Below are 23,007 nucleotides of genomic sequence, written 5' to 3'. Positions count from 1 at the left end.
GCGCCGGTGCCCGCCCCGGCGGCCCCGGTCGCTGTGCCCGCGGCAGCCCCCGCCGCGACGCCCGACGCCGCGACGCCGCCCACCGGCGATGCGACCCCAGCGGCTGCCAGCCCCGCCACGGCCACTCCGGCCACGCCTGAGGCGGCCCCGGATGCCGCCGCCCCGGCCCCGGCGGCCCAGCCGGCCGAAAAGCCGCGGCGCGAGAGCAAGGACCGTGGCTTCTTGGGTTGGCTTTTCGGCGAATAAGCCCTAGAAAAATCCTATCCCGACAGCGGGGCTCCGGAACGGCGATGGCCGGTCCGGGGCCCTTGTCGTCTCAAGGCTCGCAACCCGGGTGAGTGCCCCATGCTGGCGTCCATCTCCATCCGCGACGTCGTCCTGATCGAGCGGCTGAACCTATCGTTCGGCCAGGGCTTGTGCGTGCTGACCGGTGAGACCGGTGCCGGCAAGTCCATCCTGCTGGACGCGCTGGGCCTGGCACTGGGCGGACGCGGCGACAGCGGCCTGGTGCGCCACGGCGCCGACCAGGCCACGGTGGTGGCGGAATTTGACCTGGGTGCCGATGGCGCCAACCACCCGGCCCTGGCCCTGCTGCGGGCCCAGGACCTGGACGCCGACACCACCCTGGTCCTGCGCCGCACGGTGACGGCCGATGGCCGGTCCCGCGCCTTCGTCAACGACCAGCCGGTGGGCGTGGCCCTGTTGCGCCGCCTGGGCGAGACCCTGGTGGAGGTGCACGGCCAGTTCGACACCCATGGCCTGCTGAACCCCCTGACCCACCGCGACCTGCTGGACGACTATGCCGGCCTGGCGTCCAAGCGCGCCCACCTGTCCGGCCTCTATCGCGCCTGGCAGGCGGCGGAGACGGCCCGCGCCGACGCCGACCGCGAGGCCGCCCGGGCGCGTGAGGAAGAGGAATACGTCCGCCACGCCCTGGCGGAGCTGGACGCCCTGGACCCCAAGGACGACGAGGAAGGGGCGCTGGCGGAAAAGCGCACCGTCATGATGCACCGGGAAAAGCTGGTGGAGGCCCTGACCGGCGCCGCCGGTGAGATCGCCGGCGACCGGGGTGCGGAACGGGCGCTGGCCAACGCGCTGCGTCACCTGACGCGCGTGGCCGACAAGGCCGCCGGCCAGTTGGACCCCCTGATCACCGTCCTGGACCAGGCCGCCGCCGAGATCGGGGAGGCCGCGCGTACCCTGCAGATCATGGCCGGCAACATGGACCATGACGGCAGCACCCTGGAAAAGCTGGAGGAGCGGCTGTTCGCCCTGCGCGCCTGCGCCCGCAAGCACGGCATCGCCGTGACCGGCCTGGCCGCCTTGCGCGCCGACTTCGCCCGCCGCCTGTCGCTGATCGAGGACCAGGGCGACCTGCTGACCCGCCTGGCCAAGGCGGCGCAAGAGGCCAAGGCTGCCTACGCCGCCACCGCAGCCACCCTGACGGAGGAACGCCGCAAGGCCGCCGGCAAGCTGGATCGGGCCGTCATGGCCGAACTGACGCCGCTGAAACTGGAGAAGGCGCGCTTCGTCACGGCGGTGGAACCGGTGGGTGAGGCCGACTGGGGCCCCGGCGGCAGCGACCGCGTCGCCTTCACCGTCGCCACCAACCCCGGCGCCCCGCCCGGCCCGCTGGCCAAGATCGCGTCGGGTGGCGAACTCGCCCGCTTCATGCTGGCGCTGAAGGTGATTTTGGCCCAGGTCGGCACCGTGCCCACCCTGGTGTTCGACGAGGTCGACACCGGTATCGGCGGCGCCGTGGCCGACGCCGTGGGCGAACGCCTGGCCCGCCTGGGCGCCAGCCTGCAGGTGCTGGTGGTGACCCACAGCCCGCAGGTGGCCGCGCGTGGCCGGCATCATCTGAACGTGCGCAAGCGCGTGGCCGCGGGCAAGACCACCACCGAGGTGGTGGCGCTGACCCCCGACGAACGGCGGGAGGAAATCGCCCGCATGCTGTCGGGGGCGGAGATCACCGCCGCCGCCCGGGCCGCCGCATCCGAACTGATGGCCGCCGGCTGAGGCCCGCCGCCTTTCCCGTCCTGTTTTCCCTGCCCGTATTTCCGAGTGCACGACCATGGCATCCCCCACGGCCATCGATAGCCTTTCCCGTGAAGACGCCCAGGCGGAACACGCCCGCCTGGCAGCAGAGATCAAGCACCACCGCGACCTCTATTATCAGAAGGACGCGCCGGCGCTTTCCGATGGCGACTATGACGCGCTGGAAAAGCGCCTGGTGGCGCTGGAGGAACGCTTCCCCGACCTGGCCGGCGCCGACAGCCCCACGGCCACCGTGGGTGCCGCCCCCGCTGCCGGCTTCGGCAAGGTGAAGCACAAGGTGGCCATGCTGTCGCTGGGCAACGCCTTCGCCGATGAGGACGTGACCGACTTCGTGGCCAGCATCCGCCGCTTCCTGGTGCTGGACGACGACGCCCCGCTGGATTTCGTGGCGGAGCCCAAGATCGACGGCCTGTCGCTGTCCATCCGTTATGAGAATGGCGACCTGGTGCAAGCCGCCACCCGTGGCGACGGGGCGGAGGGCGAGGACGTCACCGCCAATGTCCGCACCATCCGGGATATCCCCAACACCCTCAACGGCCCGGCACCCGCCGTGCTGGAGGTGCGGGGCGAGGTCTACATGACCCGCGACGATTTCCTGGCCCTGAACCAGGCGCAGGCCGAGAAGGGGGAGAAGGTGTTCGCCAACCCGCGCAACGCCGCCGCCGGGTCATTGCGCCAGCTGGACGCCGGCATCACCGCCGGCCGGCCGCTGCGTTTCTTCGCCTACACCTGGGGCGAACTGTCGGAACCGCTGGGCGCCACCCAGTCGGAAAGCCGGACGCGCCTGGCGGCATTGGGCTTCACCATCAGCGAGCCGTCGGCGCAGTGCCATACGGCCGATGAGCTGCTGGCCTATTACCGCGACATCGGCGCCAGGCGCGCCACCCTGCCCTTCGACATCGACGGCGTGGTCTACAAGGTGGACCGGCTGGATTTGCAGGAACGCCTGGGCTTCCGCACCCGCACGCCGCGCTGGGCCACGGCGCACAAATATCCGGCGGAACAGGCGCAGACCATCCTGAAGGCCATCAGCATCCAGGTGGGCCGCACCGGCGCCCTGACGCCAGTGGCGGAACTGGAGCCCATCACCGTGGGTGGCGTGGTGGTGTCGCGCGCCACCCTGCATAACGAGGATGAGATCCGCCGCAAGGACGTGCGCGTGGGCGACACCGTCATCGTGCAGCGCGCCGGCGACGTCATCCCGCAGATCGTGACCTCGGTGGCGGCCCTGCGCCCGGCGGACGCCCAGCCCTTCGTCTTCCCCACCCATTGCCCCGCCTGCGGCAGCCTGGCCGTGCGCTCCACCGCCGAGAAGGCGGACGTGGCGGCCGAGACCGCCGCCGTGGAAGGCGCGCCGGAGGATGCCGAGGCCCCGCCGGCGACGGAAACGATGGCCGAGCCCGACGGCGTGGTGCGGCGCTGCACCGGCGGCCTGATCTGCCCGGCCCAGGCGGTGGAACGCCTGATCCACTTCGCCAGCCGCCTGGCCTTCGATATCGAGGGGCTGGGCATCGAGCGCATGCAGCTGTTCTTCCGCCAGGAACGCATCCGCGAGCCGGCGGACATCTTCACCCTGGAAAAGCGTGAGGGCGAGCGGCTGGACCGCATCGTCACCATGACCGGCTTCGGCAAGAAATCGGTGGAGAAGCTGTTCGCCGCCATCGAGGCCCGCCGCACCATCGGCCTGGACCGCCTGATCTACGCGCTGGGCATCCGCCAGGTGGGCGAGGCCACGGCCAAGCTGCTGGCCCGCCACTACGTGACGGTGGCGCACTGGCGCGAGGCCATGGAGAAGGCGGCGACTGAGCGCGCCGCCCGGCCGACCGAACGCAAACCGGAACCGGTGGGCGAGGCCTATGCCGAGCTGTGCGCCATCGAGCAGATGGGCATGGGCGTGGCCGACGACATGATGGCCTTCTTCCAGGAAGAGCATAACCGCGCCGTGCTGGACCGCCTGCTGGCCCAGATCATTGTGGAGACCTATCAGCAGCCCACCACCACCGACAGCCCGGTGGCCGGCAAGACCGTGGTCTTCACCGGCACGCTGGAGACCATGGGCCGTGGCGAGGCCAAGGCCAAGGCCGAGAGCCTGGGCGCCAAGGTGGCGGGCTCCGTCAGCGCCAAGACCGACTACGTCGTGGTTGGCGCCGACGCCGGGTCCAAGGCCACCAAGGCGCGCGAATTGGGCCTGACCATCCTGACGGAACAGGAATGGGTGGACCTGATCGGCGGCAAGGCAGTTACGCAGGGGTGATGGCTAAAATCACCACCTGGTGGCGTTAACGGCGATTAAATCGCCTCTCCCTCTGCGCGCCTTGGAGCCCACCCTAGGCTTTCCGCGGGTTCCAGGACTGGCACACCCCTTGCGATATAGGCGGGACACGGGAACCGTCGCCGACGGCGGTTCCCCCCGTTTTCGTCAGGGAGCCCCCGCCTCATGTTCCGCATTCCCCACCGCCTGGCCGCCCTGTCCGTCGCCCCGCTGGCGGCCGCCCCCTTGATGGCCGCCTTCATCGCCCTGACCGCCGTTCCGGCGCATGCCGCCACCGTCGGCCCGCAGACCCTGCACGGCCGGACGCTGGAGCTGCGGGGCCTGGTGGCCAATGTCGACGTCAAGGTGTCGTCCTCCGCCAAGGACATCACCGTGTCGGCCGATGGCCCCGACGACCAGGTCGGCCGCCTGACCTTCCATGACGAGGGCGAGAAGGCGTTGGTGAAGCAGGAACACCGCCACCATGAGCACCTGAACGACGAAGACTTCATGACGGTCACTGTCACCCTGCCCGCCGGGACCAGTCTGGCGGTGGACGACTTCGTCGGCCGAGTGACGGCGGGCGACCTGAACGCCGCCCTGGCGGTGGAGGATCTGCACTCCGGCACCATCACCGTGGGCCATGTGCGCGAGGCCTCGCTGGAGGTCAGCGGCAGCGGCGACATCAACCTGGGCGACATCGACAAGGCCCTGTCGGTGGAGATCAGCGGCAGCGGCAAGGTGCGCACCGGCAAGACCGGCGGAACCGTGTCGATGCAGATCAACGGGTCCGGCAATGTCGATATCGCCGCGGTCAACGGTGCCGTCTCCGCCGAAATCCACGGCAGCGGCAATGTCGCTATCCACGCCGGCAAGGCCGACCCGCTGGTGGTGGAGATCGCCGGATCGGGCGACTTCACCCTGGACGGCAGCGCCGCCCACCAGTCCATCAGCCAGAGCGGCAGCGGCCGCGTGCACATCCGCGACGCCCACTGAACCTTTCCCTGATTGAGCTACCGAAAGCCCGCCGACCCACCGGCGGGCTTTCGTCTTTTGACCAGCCTCCTGAAGCCAACGGCTGCGACCGCAGCCGCCGCAGGTTTCCGGGGAATGTCAGTGGACTGGAAACCGAGGAAGCCCAGCGGCCGGATGGCCGCGCCCGGCAATTGAGGGGGCATTTGATCGGCCACGATCAAATGCCGATGGTATAAGGTCCGGTCACACACGACACCAACCCTGGGAATTCCGTCGATGAAATACCTGCACACCATGGTGCGCGTCACCGACCTGGAGGCCTCGCTGGACTTCTACGTCAACAAGCTGGGCCTGAAGCTGGTGCGCCGCAACGACTATGAGAAGGGCCGCTTCACCCTGGTCTACCTGGCGGCCGAGGGCAGCCCGGATGCCGAGGTCGAGTTGACCTACAACTGGGATCCGGAGGTCTACACCGGCGGCCGCAACTTCGGCCACCTGGCGTTCGCCGTGGACGACATCTACGCCACCTGCCAGCGGCTGATGGACGCAGGCGTGACCATCAATCGGCCGCCGCGCGACGGCCATATGGCCTTCGTCCGCTCCCCCGACCAGATCTCGATTGAGCTGTTGCAGGCCGGCGGTTCGCTGCCGCCGCAGGAGCCCTGGGCCTCCATGCCCAACACCGGCGCCTGGTAAGGACCCCAAACGCCCGGATCCGCCGCCGCGACGGTTGCGGATCCGGGCCGCTTATTCTATCCCTGATGCCATGATGTTGTTGATCGTCCTGGCCATCGTGGCGGTGGCGGCGGGTTTGGTGACGGCCCTTTGGCTAGCCACCCGCAGCCCATCCGAAACCGAGATCTTCCGCCGTTTCGACGCGCTGGACGGCTTCACCGTCACCGAGCGCCACGCCCATGACGGCACCGGCATCGCCGCCGACGAGACCCTGGGATACGTGGCCGTCATCGGCCGGGGCGCCAGCGCCCGCCCGCCCGTGCTGCTGGGCCGCCGCGATCTGGCCGCCTGGCGCTACCAGGCTAAGGACACGCATTTCGAGTTGGCACTGACCTCGCGCCGCCATCCCCAACCCTTCGTCGTCAGCTTCCGCAAGCGCGCCACCGCGGATGAATGGTTGAAGATTTTCCGTAACATAGTGGAAGAGCGCTGACCTTTTGCGTGCCCCCCGCCATACGGAAGTGCGAGACTTCACGACCCATACGCCTTAAGGTCTTCCCGCACGTTGTTAACGCATCCGGCACCCCTGTTTGGCCTGGCCCCGCGACATGAAGGTTGGCATGACGCCCCCACCGTCCTCCGAGGCATCGTCGTCCTCCCCGACCCCGGCGGCGCCGGCGGAGGCGAAGCCGTTGGGGACGGGTGCGGCGAAGCCGTTAGGGACCGGAACCAAGGTGCAGCTGCCCCTGCGCAAGCGCCTGTCCTACAAGCAGGCGCGCAACACCGCCATCATCACCCTGGCATTGGGCCTGATCCTCAACACCGGCCAGATCACCTACGACCTGTTCAACGTCGAACAGCAGACCGACCAGCTGGTACAGCAGGTGCTGGCCACCTCGCGCCAACCGGCGGCGGAGGCGGCCTACGCCTTCGACCAGGCCCTGGCGGAACGGGTGCTGACCGGCCTGTTCGAGTACCGGCCCCTCTATCATGCCGTGATCTATGAGGATTTCGGCAACCAGCTGGCCGCCAAGGACCGGCCGGAGGCGGAGGGCGGCCTGAAATGGCTGGCCGAAATCCTGCTGCCGCAGGAAAAGAGCTTCTCTATCCCCCTGGTCATCGAACGCCACCAGCAGAACGTGGGTGTGCTGAAGGTCAGCGTCGACCGTTACCTGATCGCCCTGGACTTCTTCCGCCGGTCCGCCGTGGTGCTGGGCGTGGGCCTGGTGTGGACGGTGGCCCTGGCCCTGATCCTGGTGGTGGTCTTCTACATCTCGCTGTCCAAGCCCTTCCTGCGGCTGACGCGCGGCATCGCCGCGGTGGACGCGCGACGCCCGGCCGACCTGCTGCTGAGCGTGCCGCCGCAGCACACGGATGACGAGCTGGGCCTGCTGGCCAGCACGACGAATGAACTGCTGCTGGAATTCGACCGCGCGCTGGTGGAGCGCGAGCGGGTGGAGAACAGCCTGCGTGAACGCGACACCCACCTGTCCGGCATCATGGACAACGTGGCCGACGGCATCATCACCCTGGATGAGGACCTGCGCGTCGCCACCATGAACCGCGCCGCCCACCGCCTGTTCGGGTATGAGGACGGCCAGGCGGCCGGCCGGCCCTTCGTCGGCTTCATCGCCGATGACGACTGGCCCCGCGTGTCGGCCGAACTGATGGCCAGCCTGCGCCGCCACGGCAGCAGCCATGGCGGGGAGCAGCGGTCGGAGGTGCAGGGCCGCCGCCACGACGGCACCAGCTTCGCCATCGCCTTCGGCGTCAGCAAGATGCGGGTGGGCAGCAGCCGCACCGCCATCTGCGTCATCCAGGACATCACCCAGCGCAAGCGGGCGGAACGCGCCGTGCGCGAAAGCGAGGAGCGGCTGAAGCAGGCCGTCAGCGCCACCCGGTCCGGTGTGTTCGACAGCGACTTCACCACCGGCCTGACATGGTGGAGCCCGGAATTCCTGGAGATGCTGGGCTATCCGTCCGGCGCCAGCCCCTGGCACGACAAGCCGCTGGAAGCCCTGCTGCACCCCGACGATACGGCCGCCACCCTGGGTACCATCGAGCGCTACCTGTCCGGCGAAAGCGGCGACTATGTCAGCCTGTTCCGCCTGCGCAAGAGCGACGGCGGCTGGCTGTGGACCGAGGCGCGCGGCCTGGCCATCCGGGATGAGCGCGGCCGTCCCCTGCGCTTCACCGGCACCATGACCGACGTGACCGACCGCAAGCGCTTCGAGGAGCAGCTGCTGTACGTCAGTACCCACGATCCGCTGACCGGCCTGGCCAACCGCACGCTGTTGCAGGACCGCCTGCAGCACGCCATCGCCCATGGCGAACGCAAGGGCACCTCGGTCGCCGTGCTGGTCATGGATCTGGATCGGTTCAAGCTGGTGAACGACAGCCTGGGCAGCCAGGTGGGCGACAAGCTGCTGCGCGCCCTGGGCCAGCGGCTGGTGTCCTGCGTGCGCGCCGCCGACACGGTGGGCCGCATGGGGGCGGACGAATTCATGGTGATCGCGGAAGACCTGCCGGAGCCGCAGGCCGCCGCCCGCATCGCCGAGGCCATCCTGGTGGGCCTGACCCGGCCCTTCGCCATCGACGGCCAGCAGCTGTTCATCACCACGTCCATCGGCATCAGCCTGTTCCCCGGCGACGCCAAGGACACCGACGCCCTGCTGCGCGACGCCGCCACCGCCATGGACAACGCCAAGGCGGGCGGCGGAAACAGCTATCAGTTCTTCACCCCCCGCATGAACGAGGAGGCGGTGGCCCGCCTGTCCATGGAACACGCCCTGCGCGAGGCCCTGGACCTGAACCAGTTCACCCTGCACTACCAGCCCAAGATGGACCTGGAAACGCTGAAGCCCATCGGGACCGAGGCGCTGATCCGCTGGACCCATCCGGAGATGGGCCCCATATCCCCCGCCCGCTTCATCCCCATGGCGGAGGAGAACGGCCTGATCGTGCCCATCGGCGAATGGGTGATGCGCACCGCCCTGGCCCAGATCCGCGCCTGGCAGGAACAGGGGCTGCAGCCCCTACCGGTGGCGGTCAACGTGTCGGTCCGCCAGGTGTCGTCGGGCCAGTTCGGCGAACGGGTGAACCAGCTGCTGCAGGAATACGGCGTGGGGCCGAAGTTCCTGGAACTGGAGATCACCGAGACGGCGATGATGTCCAACCTGGCCTATATCGCCGACACCCTGGCGGAGTTGCGCGCCCAGGGCATTTCCATCGCCATCGACGATTTTGGCACGGGCTATTCCTCGCTGTCCTACCTGCGGCGCCTGCCCATCACCACGCTGAAGATCGACCGGTCCTTCGTGGCGGAGGCGACGTCCAACACCGACACCGCCGCCATCGCCGCCACCATCATCGCCATGGGCCGGCAGTTGGGCCTGACCGTGGTGGCGGAGGGAATCGAGACGCAGGAACAGCTGGACTTCCTGCGCCGCCACCAGTGCGACCAGCTTCAGGGCTTCTTCTTCTCAAAACCGCTGCCCGCGGACGATTTTTGCAAAACTTTTTTGAAGCCCGCCCAGATGCGGGCAGTTGCGTCGTGAAGTCGGCCTGACGCCTACTGGCAAACCCCTCTGCAACCTGGCCGCGCCGCCGGAACCAACCTGAACGGCGTTGCAGATTTGCCCCATTTTCCCGCGGAATCCCTTGATCCTGCTCATCTATGCTTGACGCCAACGCCCGGAAAAACGAGGCTTGGCGGATAGTGGGTTCGCGTGCACTCCTGGACAGCAATGCCAGGAACGATGGTGCCCACAAAAAAAACGTGCAGGGAGGAAAGACGCATGGTGGCGAACGTCTATGGGAAGTCGTGCCTGAAATCTCGCATCCTGGCGGGCGTCAGTGGCGGGGCCCTGTTGGGGGCCATCGCGCTGCCGCTATTCGTTTCCGCGCCGGCGCGCGCCCTGGACTTCAGCAGCGGCGATCTTCAAGGCAGCTTCAACACCACCTTGACCTTCGGTGGCCTGATCCGCGTGCAGGAACGCGACAAGGCGCTGGTGGGCAAGGCCAACGGCGGCACTGCCGCCTCCATCAACCAGGACAACGGCGACCTGAACTACGGCACCGGCCTGGTGTCGACCGGTGGTCGCATGACCAACGAGCTGAAGCTGGACTATCACGAGATCGGCTTCTTCGGTCGCGCGACCTTCTACTACGACCCGATCAACAACGACGCCAACAGCACGTCGGGTGCGCGCACCGGCAACTTCACGCTGAGCTCCACCGCCCGCGACCAGTCGGCGGCCTACGCGCGCCTGCTGGACGCCTATGCCTACGGCAACTTCGACCTGGGCGACAGCATGTCGCTGAGCCTGCGCGCCGGCAACCAAGTGCTGAGCTGGGGTGAAAGCACCTTCATCCCCAACGGCATCAACGCCATCAACCCGGTGGACGTGTCGGCTCTGCACCAGCCTGGCACGGAACTGAAGGAAGTCTTCCTGCCGGTACCCATGGTCAGCGCCAATCTGGGCCTGACCGACCGGCTGAGCGTGGAGGCGTTCTACCAGTTCAAATGGGAAAAGACCCTGCTGGACCCGGCGGGCACCTATTTCAGCAGCGACGACGCGCTGTCGCCGGGCGCCCGCTACCTGTCCCTCCCCTTCGGCAACCCGCTGGCGCACGACACCGCCACCCAGGGCGCCATCCAGACCAACGGCAGCGTCGTCAACCCGGTGCTGGGCCAGGCCACGCCCATCGCCCCGTTCGGCACCAACGTGCCGCGCCTGAACGACCACAACGGCCGCGACGACGGCCAGTTCGGCTTCGGCGTCCATTATTCCGTGCCGGAACTGGACGACACCGACTTCGGCCTGTTCTTCATGAAGTACAACAGCCGGGTGCCCGACCTGTCGGTCAAGGTGGGCAGCTTCGCCGACTTCGCGTCCGACCCCACCACCTTCAGCAACCACAGCGGCTACTTCGCCGACTACGCCAACGACATCAAGATGTACGGCGTCAGCTTCAGCACCAGTGTTGAAGGTGTCGCCATCCAGGGTGAGTACTCGTACCGGCAGGGCCAGCCGCTACAGTACGACGCCGTGGACGTGCTGCAGGCCATGCTGGCCGCCCCCACCGTCTACGGCCTGATCCAGACGGGCGCCACCCAGGGTGCCGCGGCCGGCTCCGCCCAGGGCATCGCCGCCGCCACCGCCTCGTACCAGACGGCGGTCAATCGGGTGTTGTCGGTGGCCGCACCGGCGCTGGTCGGCACGTCCTATAGTTCGCTGCCCTCCGCCGTGCAGTCGACGGTGGCGGCCGCCATCGCCGCCGCCGGCGGCCCGGCCTCGCTGGCCGCGGCGCAAGCCGCCGGTGCGGCGGCCGGATCCGCCGCCGGCACCACAGCCGGCGCGCAGCAGGCGGCCACCGCCGCCGCCCACATCTTCAACACCAACGCGCTGATCCAGCGCCTGGGCGGCATCCAAGGCACCACCACGGCGCAGATCGAGCAGAGCGCGTCCCGCCTGTTCGGCAGCACCATCCAGGGCTATGGCCGGTACGACATCAGTCAGGTGCAGATGACCTTCACCAAGGACCTGCCGCCCATGATGGGCGCCAGCCAGGTCATCCTGGTGGGTGAGGTCGGCGCCGACATCGTGCACAACATGCCGGACGGCGTGCACTTCTCCGGCACCGGCACCAACGTCGGCGGCAACGCCACCTTCCTGGGCCTGGGCGGCATGGACAGCGTGGCCACCAGCGGTTTCGGCACCGAATTCTCGTGGGGTTACCGCCTGGTCGCCCGTTTCGATTACCTGAACGCCATCGGCGGCATCAACCTGATGCCGCGCATCGTGTGGGAACATGACGTGCACGGCACCACGCCGCTGCCCGTCGGCACCTTCATCGATGGCCGCAAGGCGGTGTCGGTCGGCCTGACCGCCTCCCTGCTGGACAAGTGGTCGGCCGACATCAACTACACCAACTTCTTCGGCGGCGGCGACTTCAACCTGATCAAGGACCGCGATTTCGTCAGCTTCAGCGTGAAGTATTCGTTCTGATCCCCCTCGTCCGTCCCCGGGTGCCCCCCGGGGACGGACGGGTTCCTGTCCCTGGTCTTATGGGCGCCGGTTGCCGAGAGGCGGCCCGCGACTTGAATGATGAAATGCCGATCCCTCGCCGTCCGGCTGTCCGCCGGACTTCTGTCCCTGGCCCTGGCCTCCAGCCTCGCCCCCGGGGACAACCTTCAGGCGAGGGAGGTGGCGGCAGGCGACAATGCCACGTCGTCTTCCGCCGATGGGGCCGGGCCTGACGCCGCCGCCGCCAAGGCCGGCGTGGCACCGGCCGCCCCCATCCCGGCGATGATCGCCCCGCTGGCCGCCAAGTCCCTGCTGCTGGGCGCCGCCCTGGCCGGCAACCGCCTGGTGGCGGTGGGTGAACGCGGCCACATCCTGCTATCCGATGACAACGGCCATGCCTGGCGCCAGGTGCCGGTGCCGGCCAACGCCACCCTGACGGCCGTGCGCTTCATCGATGCCAAGCAGGGCTGGGCCGTGGGCCATGACGCCACCATCCTGCACACGGCCGATGGCGGTGACAGCTGGACCCTGCAGAACTTCGCGCCCGACTGGGAACAGCCCCTGATGGACGTGCTGTTCGATGATGCCGACCACGGCATCGCGGTCGGCGCCTACGGCCTGTACCTGGAGACGGCCGACGGCGGCCGGACCTGGACCAAGCGCCGCATCACCGAGGACGATCTGCACCTGAACGCCATCCTGGCCATAGGCGGCGACAACCGCCTGATCGTGGGTGAGGCCGGCGGCGTCTATACCAGCGCCGACAGGGGCCGCACCTGGACCAAGCGCGACCTGGGCTACGAGGGCTCAATGTTCGGCGGCACGCTGGTGGACGGCAAAACCATCATCGTCTTCGGCCTTCAGGGCCACGCCTTCCGCAGCACCAACGGTGGGGAGGCCTGGCAGCCGGTGGACACGGGCACCAAGGCCGGGCTGATGGGGGGCCTGGCCACGCCCGACGGCCATGTCGTGCTGGTGGGTGCGCTGGGCACGGTGCTGACCAGCACCGACGCCGGCGCCACCTTCACGCTGACCTACCGTCCCGACCGCCTGGCCCTGGCCGACGCGGTGCGGGGTAGCGACGGCGGCCTGATCCTGTTCGGGGATGAGGGGCCGAAACTGGCCGGCGCCCTACCTTAATTCCTATAGGCCCCGACCGCCCTTTCCCCGGTTCATTCGTTTTTCTGGTGCCCGATGCTGACGTCCCTGCCCCGTATCATTGACGCCGTGATCTTCCGCCACCGCAAGGTGGTGCTGATCCTGTTCGCGCTGGCCACCGCCTTCTTCGCCTGGCAGGCCAGCCACCTGGCGGTGGACACGGCGTATGAGAAGCAGCTGCCGCAAGACCACCCCTACATGAAGACCTTCCTGCAATATCAGAAGGAATTCGGCGGGGCCAACCGGGTGGTCGTGGCGCTGAGCGTCAAGCAGGGCGACATCTACACGCCGGAGTTCTTCACCAAGCTGAAGCAGGTGACGGACGAGGTGTTCTTCATCCCCGGCGTGGACCGGGCCAGCGTCACCTCGCTCTACACCCCCAACGTCCGCTTCATCGAAATCGTGGAGGATGGGTTCAGCGGCGGCAACGTCATCCCGGCGGAGTTCAAGGCGACGCCGGAGTGGCTGAACGTGGTGCGCGGCAACGTGCTGAAGTCCGGCCAAGTGGGTCGCCTGGTGGCGGAGGACTTCACTGCCGCCCTGGTGAACATCCAGCTGCTGGACCGCGACCCCACCACCGGCGCCAAGCTGGACTATATGGAGGTCGCCAAGCGGTTGGAGGCCATCCGCGCCAAGTACGGCAGCGACACCGTCGACATCCACATCATCGGTTTCGCCAAGGCGATGGGCGACGTGGCCGACGGCACGGTGGGCGTCGTCGTCTTCTTCGGCATCGCCTTCGTCATCACCGCCTTGCTGGTCTATGTCTACGGCCGGTCGGCCCGCATGACGGCCGTGCTGCTGGCCCTGTCGGTGGTCACCGTCATCTGGCAGGCCGGCCTGCTGGTGCTGATGGGCCTGGCCATGGACCCCATGTCCATCCTGGTGCCCTTCCTGGTGTTCGCCATCGCCATCAGCCACGGCGTGCAGAACGTGGGCACCATCACGCAGGAGATCGGCAAGGGTGCCGACGCCTTCTCCGCCGCGCGCATCAGTTTCCAGCGCCTGCTGGTGCCTGGTGCCTCCGCCCTGGTGGCCGACGCCATCGCCTTCCTGACCATCCGCATCGTCAAGATCCAGATGATCCAGGACCTGGCGCTGTCGGCCTCCGTCGGCATGGTCATCATCGTGCTGACCCACCTGATCATCCTGCCGATCACCCTGTCCTTCCTACCGCTGGGCGACAACTATCGCCGCCGCGTGGCGCACCAGGTGGACCGGTTCGACGCGGTTTGGAAGATGTTCACCGTCTTCGCCCGGCCCAAGGGCGCCATCCCGGCCCTGCTGATCGGCCTGGCCGTCTTCGCCTGGGCCCACCATGAGTCCGGCCGCCGCGTCATCGGCGATGCCGAGGCCGGCGTGCCCGAACTGTGGCCGGACAGCCGCTACAACAAGGATGCCGACTTCATCGCCGGCCACTTCGCCATCGGCGTGGACATCATCCAGGTCATCGCCGAGGCACCGGCCAACGGCTGCATCGACTATCATGTCGCGTCCCAGGTGGACGACTTCGCCTGGCAGATCCGCAATGTGGAGGGGGTGCAGTCCACCCTGTCCCTGCCCCAGGTGATGAAGACCGTCAACATGGGCTGGAACGAGGGCAACCTGAACTGGCGGGTGCTGCCCCGCAACAGCCAGGTGCTGGTCCGCACCGTCTCACCGGTGGAAACCTCCACCGGCCTGCTGAACGCCGACTGTTCCGTCATGCCGGTGATGATCTTCACCAAGGACCATCGGGCCGAAACCATCGACCGCGTGGTCAAGGCGGTGGAGACCTACAACCAGGCCCACCACACCTCGGAAAAAGATAAGAGCCCCATCCACTTCCGCCTGGCCACCGGCAGCGTCGGCGTCATGGCCGCCACCAACCAGGCGGTGACCCAGGCAGAGACGCCCATGCTGCTGTGGGTCTACGGCACCGTGCTGGTGTTCTGTGCTATCACCTTCCGCTCCGTCGTCGGCACCATCGCCACCGTGCTGCCGCTGGTGGTGGTCTCCTTCCTGTGCGACGCGCTGATGGCCGAGCTTAAGATCGGCCTGAAGACCAGCACCCTGCCCGTCACGGCGCTGGGCGTGGGCATCGGCGTGGACTACGGCCTCTACATCTTCAACCGCCTGCAATCCTACCTGAAGCATGGGCTGGGCTTCGCCGAGGCCTACTACAAGACCTTGCAGGAAACCGGCAGTTCCATCCTGTTCACCGCATTGACCCTGGCGGTGGGGGTGGCCACCTGGGCGTTCTCCGCCCTGAAATTCCAGGCCAACATGGGTGAACTGCTGACCTTCGTCTTCATCGCCAACATGTTGGGCGCCATCATCCTGCTGCCCGCCATCGCCGCCATGCTGTACCGCCTGTTCCCCCGCCTGTTCGAGGGTGAGGTCAAGCGGGCGCAGAAGCGGAACTTCGTGGCGCACTGACGGGGGAAACCCCACCGGGGCGGTCCTTGGGGGCCGCCCCGGTGGGTGGGGATCGGTGATTTACCCCTTCGGCGCCACGTAGATGGGATTGCCAATCAGGATGCGGCGACCGTCGGCGGCGCGGACATCGGCGCGAAACCAGTGGATGTCCTGGCCGGCGGGAAAGGTCACGTCCACGGTCTGGTCGTCATCCCGCAGGACAGGGTCGCGGATCAGCTTTTGCCCCTGCCCGTCGGCGATCAGGTCGATGTGGGCCCCCTTGGCACCGGCGACATGGATGTGCGCCACGATGGGCGCCGCCGCATCCCGCGCCAGCGTCGCCCCCATCACCGCCGTCGCCCCGCCGGCGCTGGCCGCCATGTCCAGCACCCGCCCGGGATGCGCGCCCTCCAGGTCGATGAAGACGCGGCCGGACCGGATGCCGTTCAGGATGGCCGGCTGCGACAGCGCGTCGGCGTGGACCACCGTGGCCGGGAACCCCACCGGCGACTGCGCCCCCACCGGCGAGATGTCCTTGCGCCCATCGACGGCGTCATGGTTGTCGCTGCCGCCCACCCCGGTCAGGTGATACCCCCGGCTCAGCTGCGCCTCCCAGAAGGCCACGCCGGAGCCGGCGCCGTCGTCGAAGCCACCCTGGTCAGCGGCGATGCCGCCGTTGGCCACCTCGACCGACTGCACCCGGCCGTAATCGGTGTCCGGCGCATTCCAGCCGCAACCCAGGCAGGCCTCCCCCGTCGGGATTTCCGGGTGGTTGATCGACACCAGCGCCCCCGTCCCTTTGGCGGCGTCGAACATGCCGTTGATGGTCGGGATGCCCTTCGGGCCCAGGCGGAAATCCACGAAATCGGTAATGCCCAGCAGGTTGAAATGGCCGTTCTGCGTGGTCATTTCCCGCCCCGGTATCAGCAGCAGGGTATCAAAATAGGCGGCCAAGTTGCCCATGTCGGCCACATGGCTGCTGACGTTGTGGTCGGTGACCACCAGGAAATCCAGCTTATGGTCCACCGCCGCCTGCAGGCTGAGGAACAAGGGGCACGGTGTCGCGGCACCCGACAGGCTGCGGCAGGCGGCATCGCTGTGGCCGGTGTGGCTGTGCAGATCGCCGCGATACCAGCCGGCACCGGTCCGCAGCGGCGTGTCGCTGAACCGCTGCGCCTCCGGCCCGGTGGCCAGCGTGATCTTGACCGTGTAGGGCGAGGTCACGCCAGGACGGATGCTGGCCACGGCCAGGCTGAGGCGCCATTGCCCCGGCACGATGGGACCGGGCAGGTAGGAGGGTGAGGCGAAGCCGTCGGCCACGACGAAATGCGGCTTGATCGCCCCGCCCCAGCCGCGGTTGCGTTCCGGGTCATACAGCCCCAGCACCAGGTAGGTGCCCTTTTCCAGGCTGTCCCAGCTGACATCGACGGTGATCTTGCCCACGCCGGCCGGCACGGTGAAGGGCAGCTCGCGGTAGGTCTGGTTATCCCCGGCATGCAGGGTGCCGGTCATCACCACCTGCGTCTCCCCCGCCCAGGCGGGGAAGCAAAGACCTAGGGTCAGCGCGGCCGCCAGGCCGCGCAGGAAAGCCAAGAAGGACATAGGGAGACATCCGTCCGTTCGGGTCAGAACTGGTAGGAGGCGGTCAGCGCCACCGTGCGGCCGGTTTCCACATAGGAACCGTTGCCGCCGCCGTCCTGGGTCCCCAGGTACTGCGTCGTCTTGCCCAGGGTTTTGTAGAACTGGACGTTGTCCGTTAGGTTCTTGCCGGCCAGCGTGACCGTCACCCCGGCGAAGGGATAGCTGACGCTGAAGTCCAGGCTTTTGACGGGCTGGAGGTAGGTGTCCAGGTTGTTGCTGGTCAGCCCGACCAGTTGCAAGCCGGTGTACTGGAAGGACAGGTCGGCCTTCAGGCCATCCTTCTCGTAAAACAGGTCGACGTTGTACATCAGCTCCGGCGCGCGCGGCAGCCAGGTGTCCCGCCCGTAATGGTCGGCCCGCTTGCTGTCGGCGGAACTGTGCTGGACGGTCACGGAGCCGCCCACACCGAAGCCGCTCCACAGGCCCGGCAGTTCGGTCAGTTTGCGACGGGCGTCCAGGGTCAGGCCCATCAGGTCGGCGTCGCCGCCGTTCTCATATTCGCTGACCACGACGCCGCCGTTATTGGCGGTGGCGGTGTTGGCGCTGGGGGCCGCCCCGGACGAACTGGCAGCGTAGATGAAGTTACGGATGGATTTGTAGTAGGCGTTGACCTCGACCACCATTTCGTTGGGGCCGTAATATTCCGCCGACAGGTCGTAGTTGGTGGCCTCGGACGGCTTCAGGTTGGGGTTGCCCTGGCTGATGCCGTTGATCTCCCCCGTCAGGTCGTTGCGGCTGATGGTCACCGGGCTGGCGATCAAGCCGAACGCCGGGCGGGAGAAGGACTGGCGGACCGCCGCGCGGTAAACGAAGGACTGGTCCGGGCGGTAGGTCAGGATCAGGCTGGGCAGCACTTCGCCGTAATGGTTGGAGCTGGTCTTCCAGGCGCCGCTGTCGCCGTCCACCTGCCACTGCCGGCTGGCGAAGTCGGTGTCCTCATACCGCATGCCCACCGTCGCCCGTAGGTCCTGGTACTGGAAGTTGGCCTCGACATAGGTGGCGTAGATGTCCTCGGTGCCATAGACGGTGTTGCGGATGTAGTCGTTGTAGGTGTAGGCGCCGGGGTTTCCCGTCACCTGCCCCGTGGCGGGGTCGATGCCGTACTGGCTGGTGTACTTGTACGGCAGGGCGCCGTTCTCATAGGTGGACCGGTCCAGCGCGCGGAAGACACCGGCGTAGGTGCCGCCCAGGAAGGACGACAGGTCGCGCCCCGGCAGCGCCTGCACCGTGGGGCCCGCCGGGTCGGTGGACGGCCGGATGTTGCCGTTGGCGTCCAGGATGACGAAGTTGTCGCCGTTGTTGCCGAAGAACTGGTGCTGGTACTGATAACGGTCCGACCGGCTGATGCTCGCCCCCGCCCGGATGTTGTCCAGCAGCCCCTGCTTCACGCTGTAGTTCAGGTTCACCTTGCCGGTGTACATGGTGTTTTCCTGGGCGCTGTCGGAGCCCTGGAATTTCCACAGCCGATCCGTCGTCTGGCTCAGGGCGTAAGCCTTGTCGGCGGCGCTGCCGTAGATGACCTTGGTGGCCGCCGGATCACTGAGGTCGAAAGACGTGGTCCCCGTCGTGTCCACCGCGCCATAGGCGCTGCCCTCGACATAATCGGGCCGTTCGATCCGGCTGTAGCCGTAGGAGAAATCATAGTCGGCGGTCAGGGCGCCCCAGATGTTCTGCCCGCCGATCTTGGTGGTCAGCAGTTCCTCATTCTGGTCACGCAACTGGAAATAGGTGCCGGGCAAAATACCCTGTTCACTGAAGGTCGTGCCATTACAGTAATAACAGGTCTGGCCACCGTTGATGCTGTGCTGCGTATCGGTGCCGCGGACCTGATATTTCGAATACGATCCCTGGATATAATAGTGTTGGTCCTGGTCCTGCTTATCCAGGGAGAAGTTGCCGCCGTACCGCGTCATCTGGTCTTCGTAATAGTCGTAGCGCACGCCGGCCGCCGACAGGCCATGGACCTTGGTGAAGTCGGTCTCGGTGGCCTCGGACGCCAGGGTCGGCGCGTACCCGGTGGCCTCCACCGTTTCGCCCGCCGTGTTCTTGCGGGTGTAATAGGCGGTGGCGTACAGGCCGATATCATTGCTGAGGCGTTGGGCGGTTTCGACCTGGCCGCCACCGCCCATGTAATCGGACCCGGTCTTGCGGGCCAGGTCCGAATAGTTGCCCTCCATCGTCACCTTGGTCATGGCGCCGGGGAAGTCGAAGGCGGTGGGCGTGCGGATATCGATGGTGCCGCCGATGCTGTCGCCGTCCATGTCCACGGTGGGGGTCTTGTTGACCGACACCGACTGGATGCCGTAGGGCGCCACCATCTTCAGCGACAGGGCCCGGCTATTGGCATCCGCCGCCGGCACCCGCACGCCATTGAGGGTGTAGGCGTTGTAGGAGGAATCGATGCCGCGGATGGAGACGTACTCCTGCTCACCCGTGGCGGCCTGCCCCAGGCCCATGTCGCTGAACCCCGACAGACCCGGCAGATGGGTGATGATGTCGACGATGTTGCCACCCGGATGCTGGGCGATTTCCTCCGCCGACATGACGCTGGTGACGGCGGTACTGTCGCGCTTTTCATCCAGGGCCTTCTGGGTACCGCTGATCCTGTCACCGGTGATCACCAGTTCCCCCGTAGCCTGATCCGCCGGGGCGGCGTCCGCGTCCGCCGCGCGCGCCATTGGCGCCATCAAACCCAGCATCACTGTCGCGCTGGCCGTCAAATAAAGTACATGACGCCGCGAAATATCCACCCCGCCGAATGCAATCATTCCCCGCATCTCCTTCGATATGGACGCCGGCATTTGCATTATTTTTCGATAGTGCCAGCTATCTTCGAGGGAGCTTGTCGCCGTGCTTGGTTTCAGATTTGGCGCATGATTGTGAATATTATATTTTGTATATCTTATGATACAATCGTATTCACCTTATGGGCGCCTCTTCTTTCCGTGTGGTTGCAGTGCCTACCAACCCCCGAAATCTATGGAAGATCATCTGGACGACCGGGCAATAGGCCGCAGGGACGCATCGCCGCACCACCGGTCGAATCGGAGCAGCAAAAAGGGCCGCGGGCGTGAACCCGCGGCCCCTCCCGTTCTCAATTCAAATCAGAACCCGACGCGGATGTGCCCCATGACGGCGTGGTCGGTGCGGTCGTTGCCGGCGAAGGTGCCCTGGTAGGACACCGTGGCGGCAATCCCGCCGCCCTGGATGGCGATGCCACCGCCCCCGACGTAGGAGGTGCGCTTGCCCGCCCCCGCGTTGGTTTCCGCCACCTGCCCGCCGGGCAAGGTCGCCTGGAAGATGCGGCCGGAGTTCAGGAACTCATGCTGGATGCCGGCCGTCAGCTGTGGCGCCACCACCACATCGCCCAGGGTGAAGGGGGCGGATAGCTGGCCGCCCACCTGCGCCCGGAAGCTTTCGGCGTCGAAATCCGGCACGGTCAGGGCCAGGGCGCCGGCGTCGCTTTCGGTATATTCATGGATGCTGCCGCGCTGGTACCGCAGGCCCGCCGTGGGCCCCAGGGTGGCGCCACCCAGGCTGATGTTGTAGCCGCCCGACAGGCTGGCGGCGTAGGTGTTGCCGCTGGGGGCGGCGTTGCCCCAGGGCTGCGGCGCGAACCCGGTCTGCCGCTGCATCTTGGTGAACTCATCATAGCCATAGGACAGGGTGCCGTCGGCGTACCATGAGCCCAGGGTGGCGGTGGCGTAGGCCATCAGGTTGTAGGCGTGCAGCTCATCCTTGCCGAAACCGCCATCAAAGTTCAGGCGGTTGTCGCCGAAACCCAAGGCCAGGCCGGTGGTGACGACGTCACTGACCTTGTAGTCGATGCCCAGCGCGCCGGTGTAGCTGTCGTAATCGTAGCCCATCTGGCCGGCGATGGCGTCGCGGTTGCCGGTGCCGTAATTGCCATAGAGGAAAACCCCGACCTTGCCGTCGCGGCCCATCTGCGACCCGGCCGCACTACCACCGCCCGAGGTCGCGGTGCCGATGCGGATGCCGTTCAGGCGGGCACGCACCGCCCCGGTCATGGCGTCATCCGCCAGGAAGCCCAGCTGCGTGGCCGCCACCGCCGCCTGCGGCGCCTGCAGCACGGTGGTCAGCGTGCCCGCCACATATTCCGCCAGCAGGGTATGCCCGGTGGTGGTGGGGTGCACGTCGTCCCAGAACAGCATGGTGTTGATGTTGGACGCGTTGCAGTAGCCGGTGGCCACCCCGCCCAGCAGACAGGAATGCACGGCGTCGGTGATGCCGTACTTGGCCGGGTTGGCCTGAATCATGGCGAAGATGGTGTTCACGTCCACCAGGATGACGCGGGCGCCGTTGGTGCCGTTCAGGCTTTTGGTCAGGTCCAGCACATCCTGGTTATGGATGGCCGTCAGCTGGTTGGCCTGCAGCGCCGCGGTCGCCCCTTCCGCACTGATGGCGGGGGTGTTGCCCAGGTTGGGCAGGTTGAAGATCAGCATGTTGCGGGCGCCGGCGGCGATCAGTTCGCTGGCGCCGGTGCGGATGTTGCCCACCACCGTGGCGGCCTCGGTCGCCGCGTCCACCGTGGGGCTGGCCGCGTAGGCGAAATAGTCGTTGGCGCCAATCCAGAGCGAGTATAGCTGGCTGCTGGTGATGGTCGGCTTGGCCGCCAGGAAGGCGCTGATCTGGTTCAGGAAATCGATGGGCCGGGTGGCGGTCGACAGCGCGCCGCCATAGGCGTAGCTCTTGAACGGCACGCCGCCCAGCAGGGCGCCCACCTTCTCATCCCACAGGGGGCCGTTGGAAAAACGCCCCTGGTAATAGGGTGCCGGCGGTGCCAGGCCTAAGGGCACCAGGTTGCCGGTGTCGCTGAGGCTGTCGCCGAAGACGATGCCGGCGGAATATTGCTGGGCTTGGACGGGGGTGGCCGAAATGGCGGCAAACGCCGCCAGGGCCAGTGCCACGGCGGTACCCGTGCGCAGCGCGGTGGCGCGCAACAACTTGGTGGTCATGCTCCCTCTCCATCGACGGCGGCCGTTCAGGCGGCGCGCTCATTCTCGACGCGAGGGATAGGGTCCCACGAAAGCATCCCCCGGCGTCAAGGGATGAAAAGATGCAGGGACGCGAATATCTTCGGTTGTGTCACGCGCACATCATGTGCAGGACCGCAACCTTCTGCGCCGCGCCCCCGCACATGACCCAACGCTTATACCAGTGGCCTTTGATCGTGACCGATCAAAGGCCCCCTCAAGCGCCGGGCGCCGACATCGTCGGCTTGGGGCTTCCTCACTGCGCCCTCCGGTGCTCGTTCCGGCGGCCCCGGTCGGGGCCTACAGCGGCACGAGTTAGAGTCTCGTGCCGCTGGTACTATTTCAGGCTGGACAGATAGGCGATGACGTCGGCGCGGTCCTGCGGGTTGGGCAGGCCGGGGAAAGCCATGCGGTTGCCGGGGATCAGCTTGGACGGACCGGTCAGGTAGGTGTCCAGCGTGGCCGGATCCCAGGTCAGGTTGGCGCCCTTGAAGGCAGGAGAATAGCTGAAGCCTTCCTTGCTGGCGGACTTGCGGCCGACCACGCCCCACAGGTTGGGGCCCAGCTTGTCGGCGCCATCCTTCTCGGCGCTATGGCAGGCCTTGCAGCGCAGGAAAATCTTCTCGCCCTTGGCGACGTCACCGGCGGCCGGGTCGGCGGCGGCGGTTCCGGCAGCGGCAAGGACGAGCAGGGCGACGGCGGCGGCAATCTTCATGGAGAAACGACCCCCTAGAGTCTGGATACATGTCGTGTGTCGTGCCGGACAGGGTGGCCGGCGGGGCGTCCCGTCATCGGGCATGCGGGCCCGGGGACAGCGGCGACCCTAGGG

The 23,007-nt window shown here is 67.3% G+C and carries 13 protein-coding genes; 9 read left to right on the top strand and 4 right to left on the bottom strand.

From position 1 onward, the window contains the following. Nucleotides 1–345: 345 nt before the first annotated feature. The 9 genes from recN to PW843_12005 all read left to right on the top strand — a co-directional run bounded on the left by recN (nt 346) and on the right by PW843_12005 (nt 15,564). Nucleotides 346–2,019 (top strand): DNA repair protein RecN, encoded by a 1,674-nt coding sequence (recN, locus tag PW843_12045; protein ID MDE1147333.1) that lies wholly within the window; start codon nt 346–348, stop codon nt 2,017–2,019. Nucleotides 2,020–2,074: 55 nt separating this feature from the next. Beyond that, nucleotides 2,075–4,312 carry an NAD-dependent DNA ligase LigA gene (ligA, locus tag PW843_12040; GenBank protein MDE1147332.1) on the top strand — a complete coding sequence of 746 codons (2,238 nt, stop codon included), beginning with the start codon at nt 2,075–2,077 and terminating at the stop codon, nt 4,310–4,312. A gap of 183 nt (nt 4,313–4,495) precedes the next feature. Next, nucleotides 4,496–5,305 carry a DUF2807 domain-containing protein gene (locus PW843_12035; GenBank protein MDE1147331.1) on the top strand — a complete coding sequence of 270 codons (810 nt, stop codon included), beginning with the start codon at nt 4,496–4,498 and terminating at the stop codon, nt 5,303–5,305. A gap of 255 nt (nt 5,306–5,560) precedes the next feature. Next, on the top strand, nt 5,561–5,980 hold the full coding sequence (locus PW843_12030) for a VOC family protein (protein MDE1147330.1): 420 nt from the start codon (nt 5,561–5,563) through the stop codon (nt 5,978–5,980). 70 nt (nt 5,981–6,050) lie between these two features. Beyond that, nucleotides 6,051–6,452 (top strand): hypothetical protein, encoded by a 402-nt coding sequence (locus tag PW843_12025; GenBank protein ID MDE1147329.1) that lies wholly within the window; start codon nt 6,051–6,053, stop codon nt 6,450–6,452. A gap of 127 nt (nt 6,453–6,579) precedes the next feature. Then, nucleotides 6,580–9,516, top strand: coding sequence for an EAL domain-containing protein (locus PW843_12020; protein ID MDE1147328.1), 2,937 nt, complete (start codon nt 6,580–6,582; stop codon nt 9,514–9,516). A 240-nt stretch (nt 9,517–9,756) separates the two neighbouring features. Next, a complete protein-coding gene (locus PW843_12015) occupies nt 9,757–11,970 on the top strand; it encodes a DUF1302 domain-containing protein (protein ID MDE1147327.1) in 2,214 nt (737 codons plus the stop codon). A gap of 96 nt (nt 11,971–12,066) precedes the next feature. Continuing rightward, nucleotides 12,067–13,128, top strand: a complete 1,062-nt coding sequence (locus PW843_12010) for a YCF48-related protein (protein ID MDE1147326.1) — start codon at nt 12,067–12,069, stop codon at nt 13,126–13,128. A 54-nt stretch (nt 13,129–13,182) separates the two neighbouring features. Beyond that, nucleotides 13,183–15,564 carry an MMPL family transporter gene (locus tag PW843_12005; protein ID MDE1147325.1) on the top strand — a complete coding sequence of 794 codons (2,382 nt, stop codon included), beginning with the start codon at nt 13,183–13,185 and terminating at the stop codon, nt 15,562–15,564. A gap of 60 nt (nt 15,565–15,624) precedes the next feature. Here PW843_12005 and PW843_12000 read toward each other — a convergent pair whose 3' ends face one another. From PW843_12000 to PW843_11985, 4 genes are all read right to left on the bottom strand, one after another. After that, nucleotides 15,625–17,145, bottom strand: a complete 1,521-nt coding sequence (locus PW843_12000) for a CehA/McbA family metallohydrolase (protein MDE1147324.1) — start codon at nt 17,143–17,145, stop codon at nt 15,625–15,627. Between the two features lie 23 nt (nt 17,146–17,168). Further along, nucleotides 17,169–19,862: a TonB-dependent receptor gene (locus tag PW843_11995; protein ID MDE1147323.1), complete on the bottom strand. Its 2,694-nt coding sequence runs from the start codon at nt 19,860–19,862 to the stop codon at nt 17,169–17,171. 426 nt (nt 19,863–20,288) lie between these two features. Then, nucleotides 20,289–22,160 (bottom strand): autotransporter domain-containing protein, encoded by a 1,872-nt coding sequence (locus PW843_11990; protein MDE1147322.1) that lies wholly within the window; start codon nt 22,158–22,160, stop codon nt 20,289–20,291. A 355-nt stretch (nt 22,161–22,515) separates the two neighbouring features. Beyond that, a complete protein-coding gene (locus PW843_11985) occupies nt 22,516–22,893 on the bottom strand; it encodes a cytochrome c family protein (GenBank protein MDE1147321.1) in 378 nt (125 codons plus the stop codon). Between the last annotated feature and the right edge of the window lie 114 nt (nt 22,894–23,007).

This window comes from Azospirillaceae bacterium (genome assembly GCA_028283825.1).
GTDB lineage: Bacteria > Pseudomonadota > Alphaproteobacteria > Azospirillales > Azospirillaceae > Nitrospirillum.
Note: the sequence above shows the minus strand (reverse complement) of the source record. Positions and strands in the feature narration are given on the sequence as shown.

Coding starts and splice junctions, on each gene's coding strand:
- recN (MDE1147333.1), top strand. CDS start 346: ATGCTGGCGTCCATCTCCATCCGCGACGTCGTCCTGATCGAGCGGCTG.
- ligA (MDE1147332.1), top strand. CDS start 2,075: ATGGCATCCCCCACGGCCATCGATAGCCTTTCCCGTGAAGACGCCCAG.
- PW843_12035 (MDE1147331.1), top strand. CDS start 4,496: ATGTTCCGCATTCCCCACCGCCTGGCCGCCCTGTCCGTCGCCCCGCTG.
- PW843_12030 (MDE1147330.1), top strand. CDS start 5,561: ATGAAATACCTGCACACCATGGTGCGCGTCACCGACCTGGAGGCCTCG.
- PW843_12025 (MDE1147329.1), top strand. CDS start 6,051: ATGATGTTGTTGATCGTCCTGGCCATCGTGGCGGTGGCGGCGGGTTTG.
- PW843_12020 (MDE1147328.1), top strand. CDS start 6,580: ATGACGCCCCCACCGTCCTCCGAGGCATCGTCGTCCTCCCCGACCCCG.
- PW843_12015 (MDE1147327.1), top strand. CDS start 9,757: ATGGTGGCGAACGTCTATGGGAAGTCGTGCCTGAAATCTCGCATCCTG.
- PW843_12010 (MDE1147326.1), top strand. CDS start 12,067: ATGATGAAATGCCGATCCCTCGCCGTCCGGCTGTCCGCCGGACTTCTG.
- PW843_12005 (MDE1147325.1), top strand. CDS start 13,183: ATGCTGACGTCCCTGCCCCGTATCATTGACGCCGTGATCTTCCGCCAC.
- PW843_12000 (MDE1147324.1), bottom strand. CDS start 17,145: ATGTCCTTCTTGGCTTTCCTGCGCGGCCTGGCGGCCGCGCTGACCCTA.
- PW843_11995 (MDE1147323.1), bottom strand. CDS start 19,862: ATGGCGCGCGCGGCGGACGCGGACGCCGCCCCGGCGGATCAGGCTACG.
- PW843_11990 (MDE1147322.1), bottom strand. CDS start 22,160: ATGACCACCAAGTTGTTGCGCGCCACCGCGCTGCGCACGGGTACCGCC.
- PW843_11985 (MDE1147321.1), bottom strand. CDS start 22,893: ATGAAGATTGCCGCCGCCGTCGCCCTGCTCGTCCTTGCCGCTGCCGGA.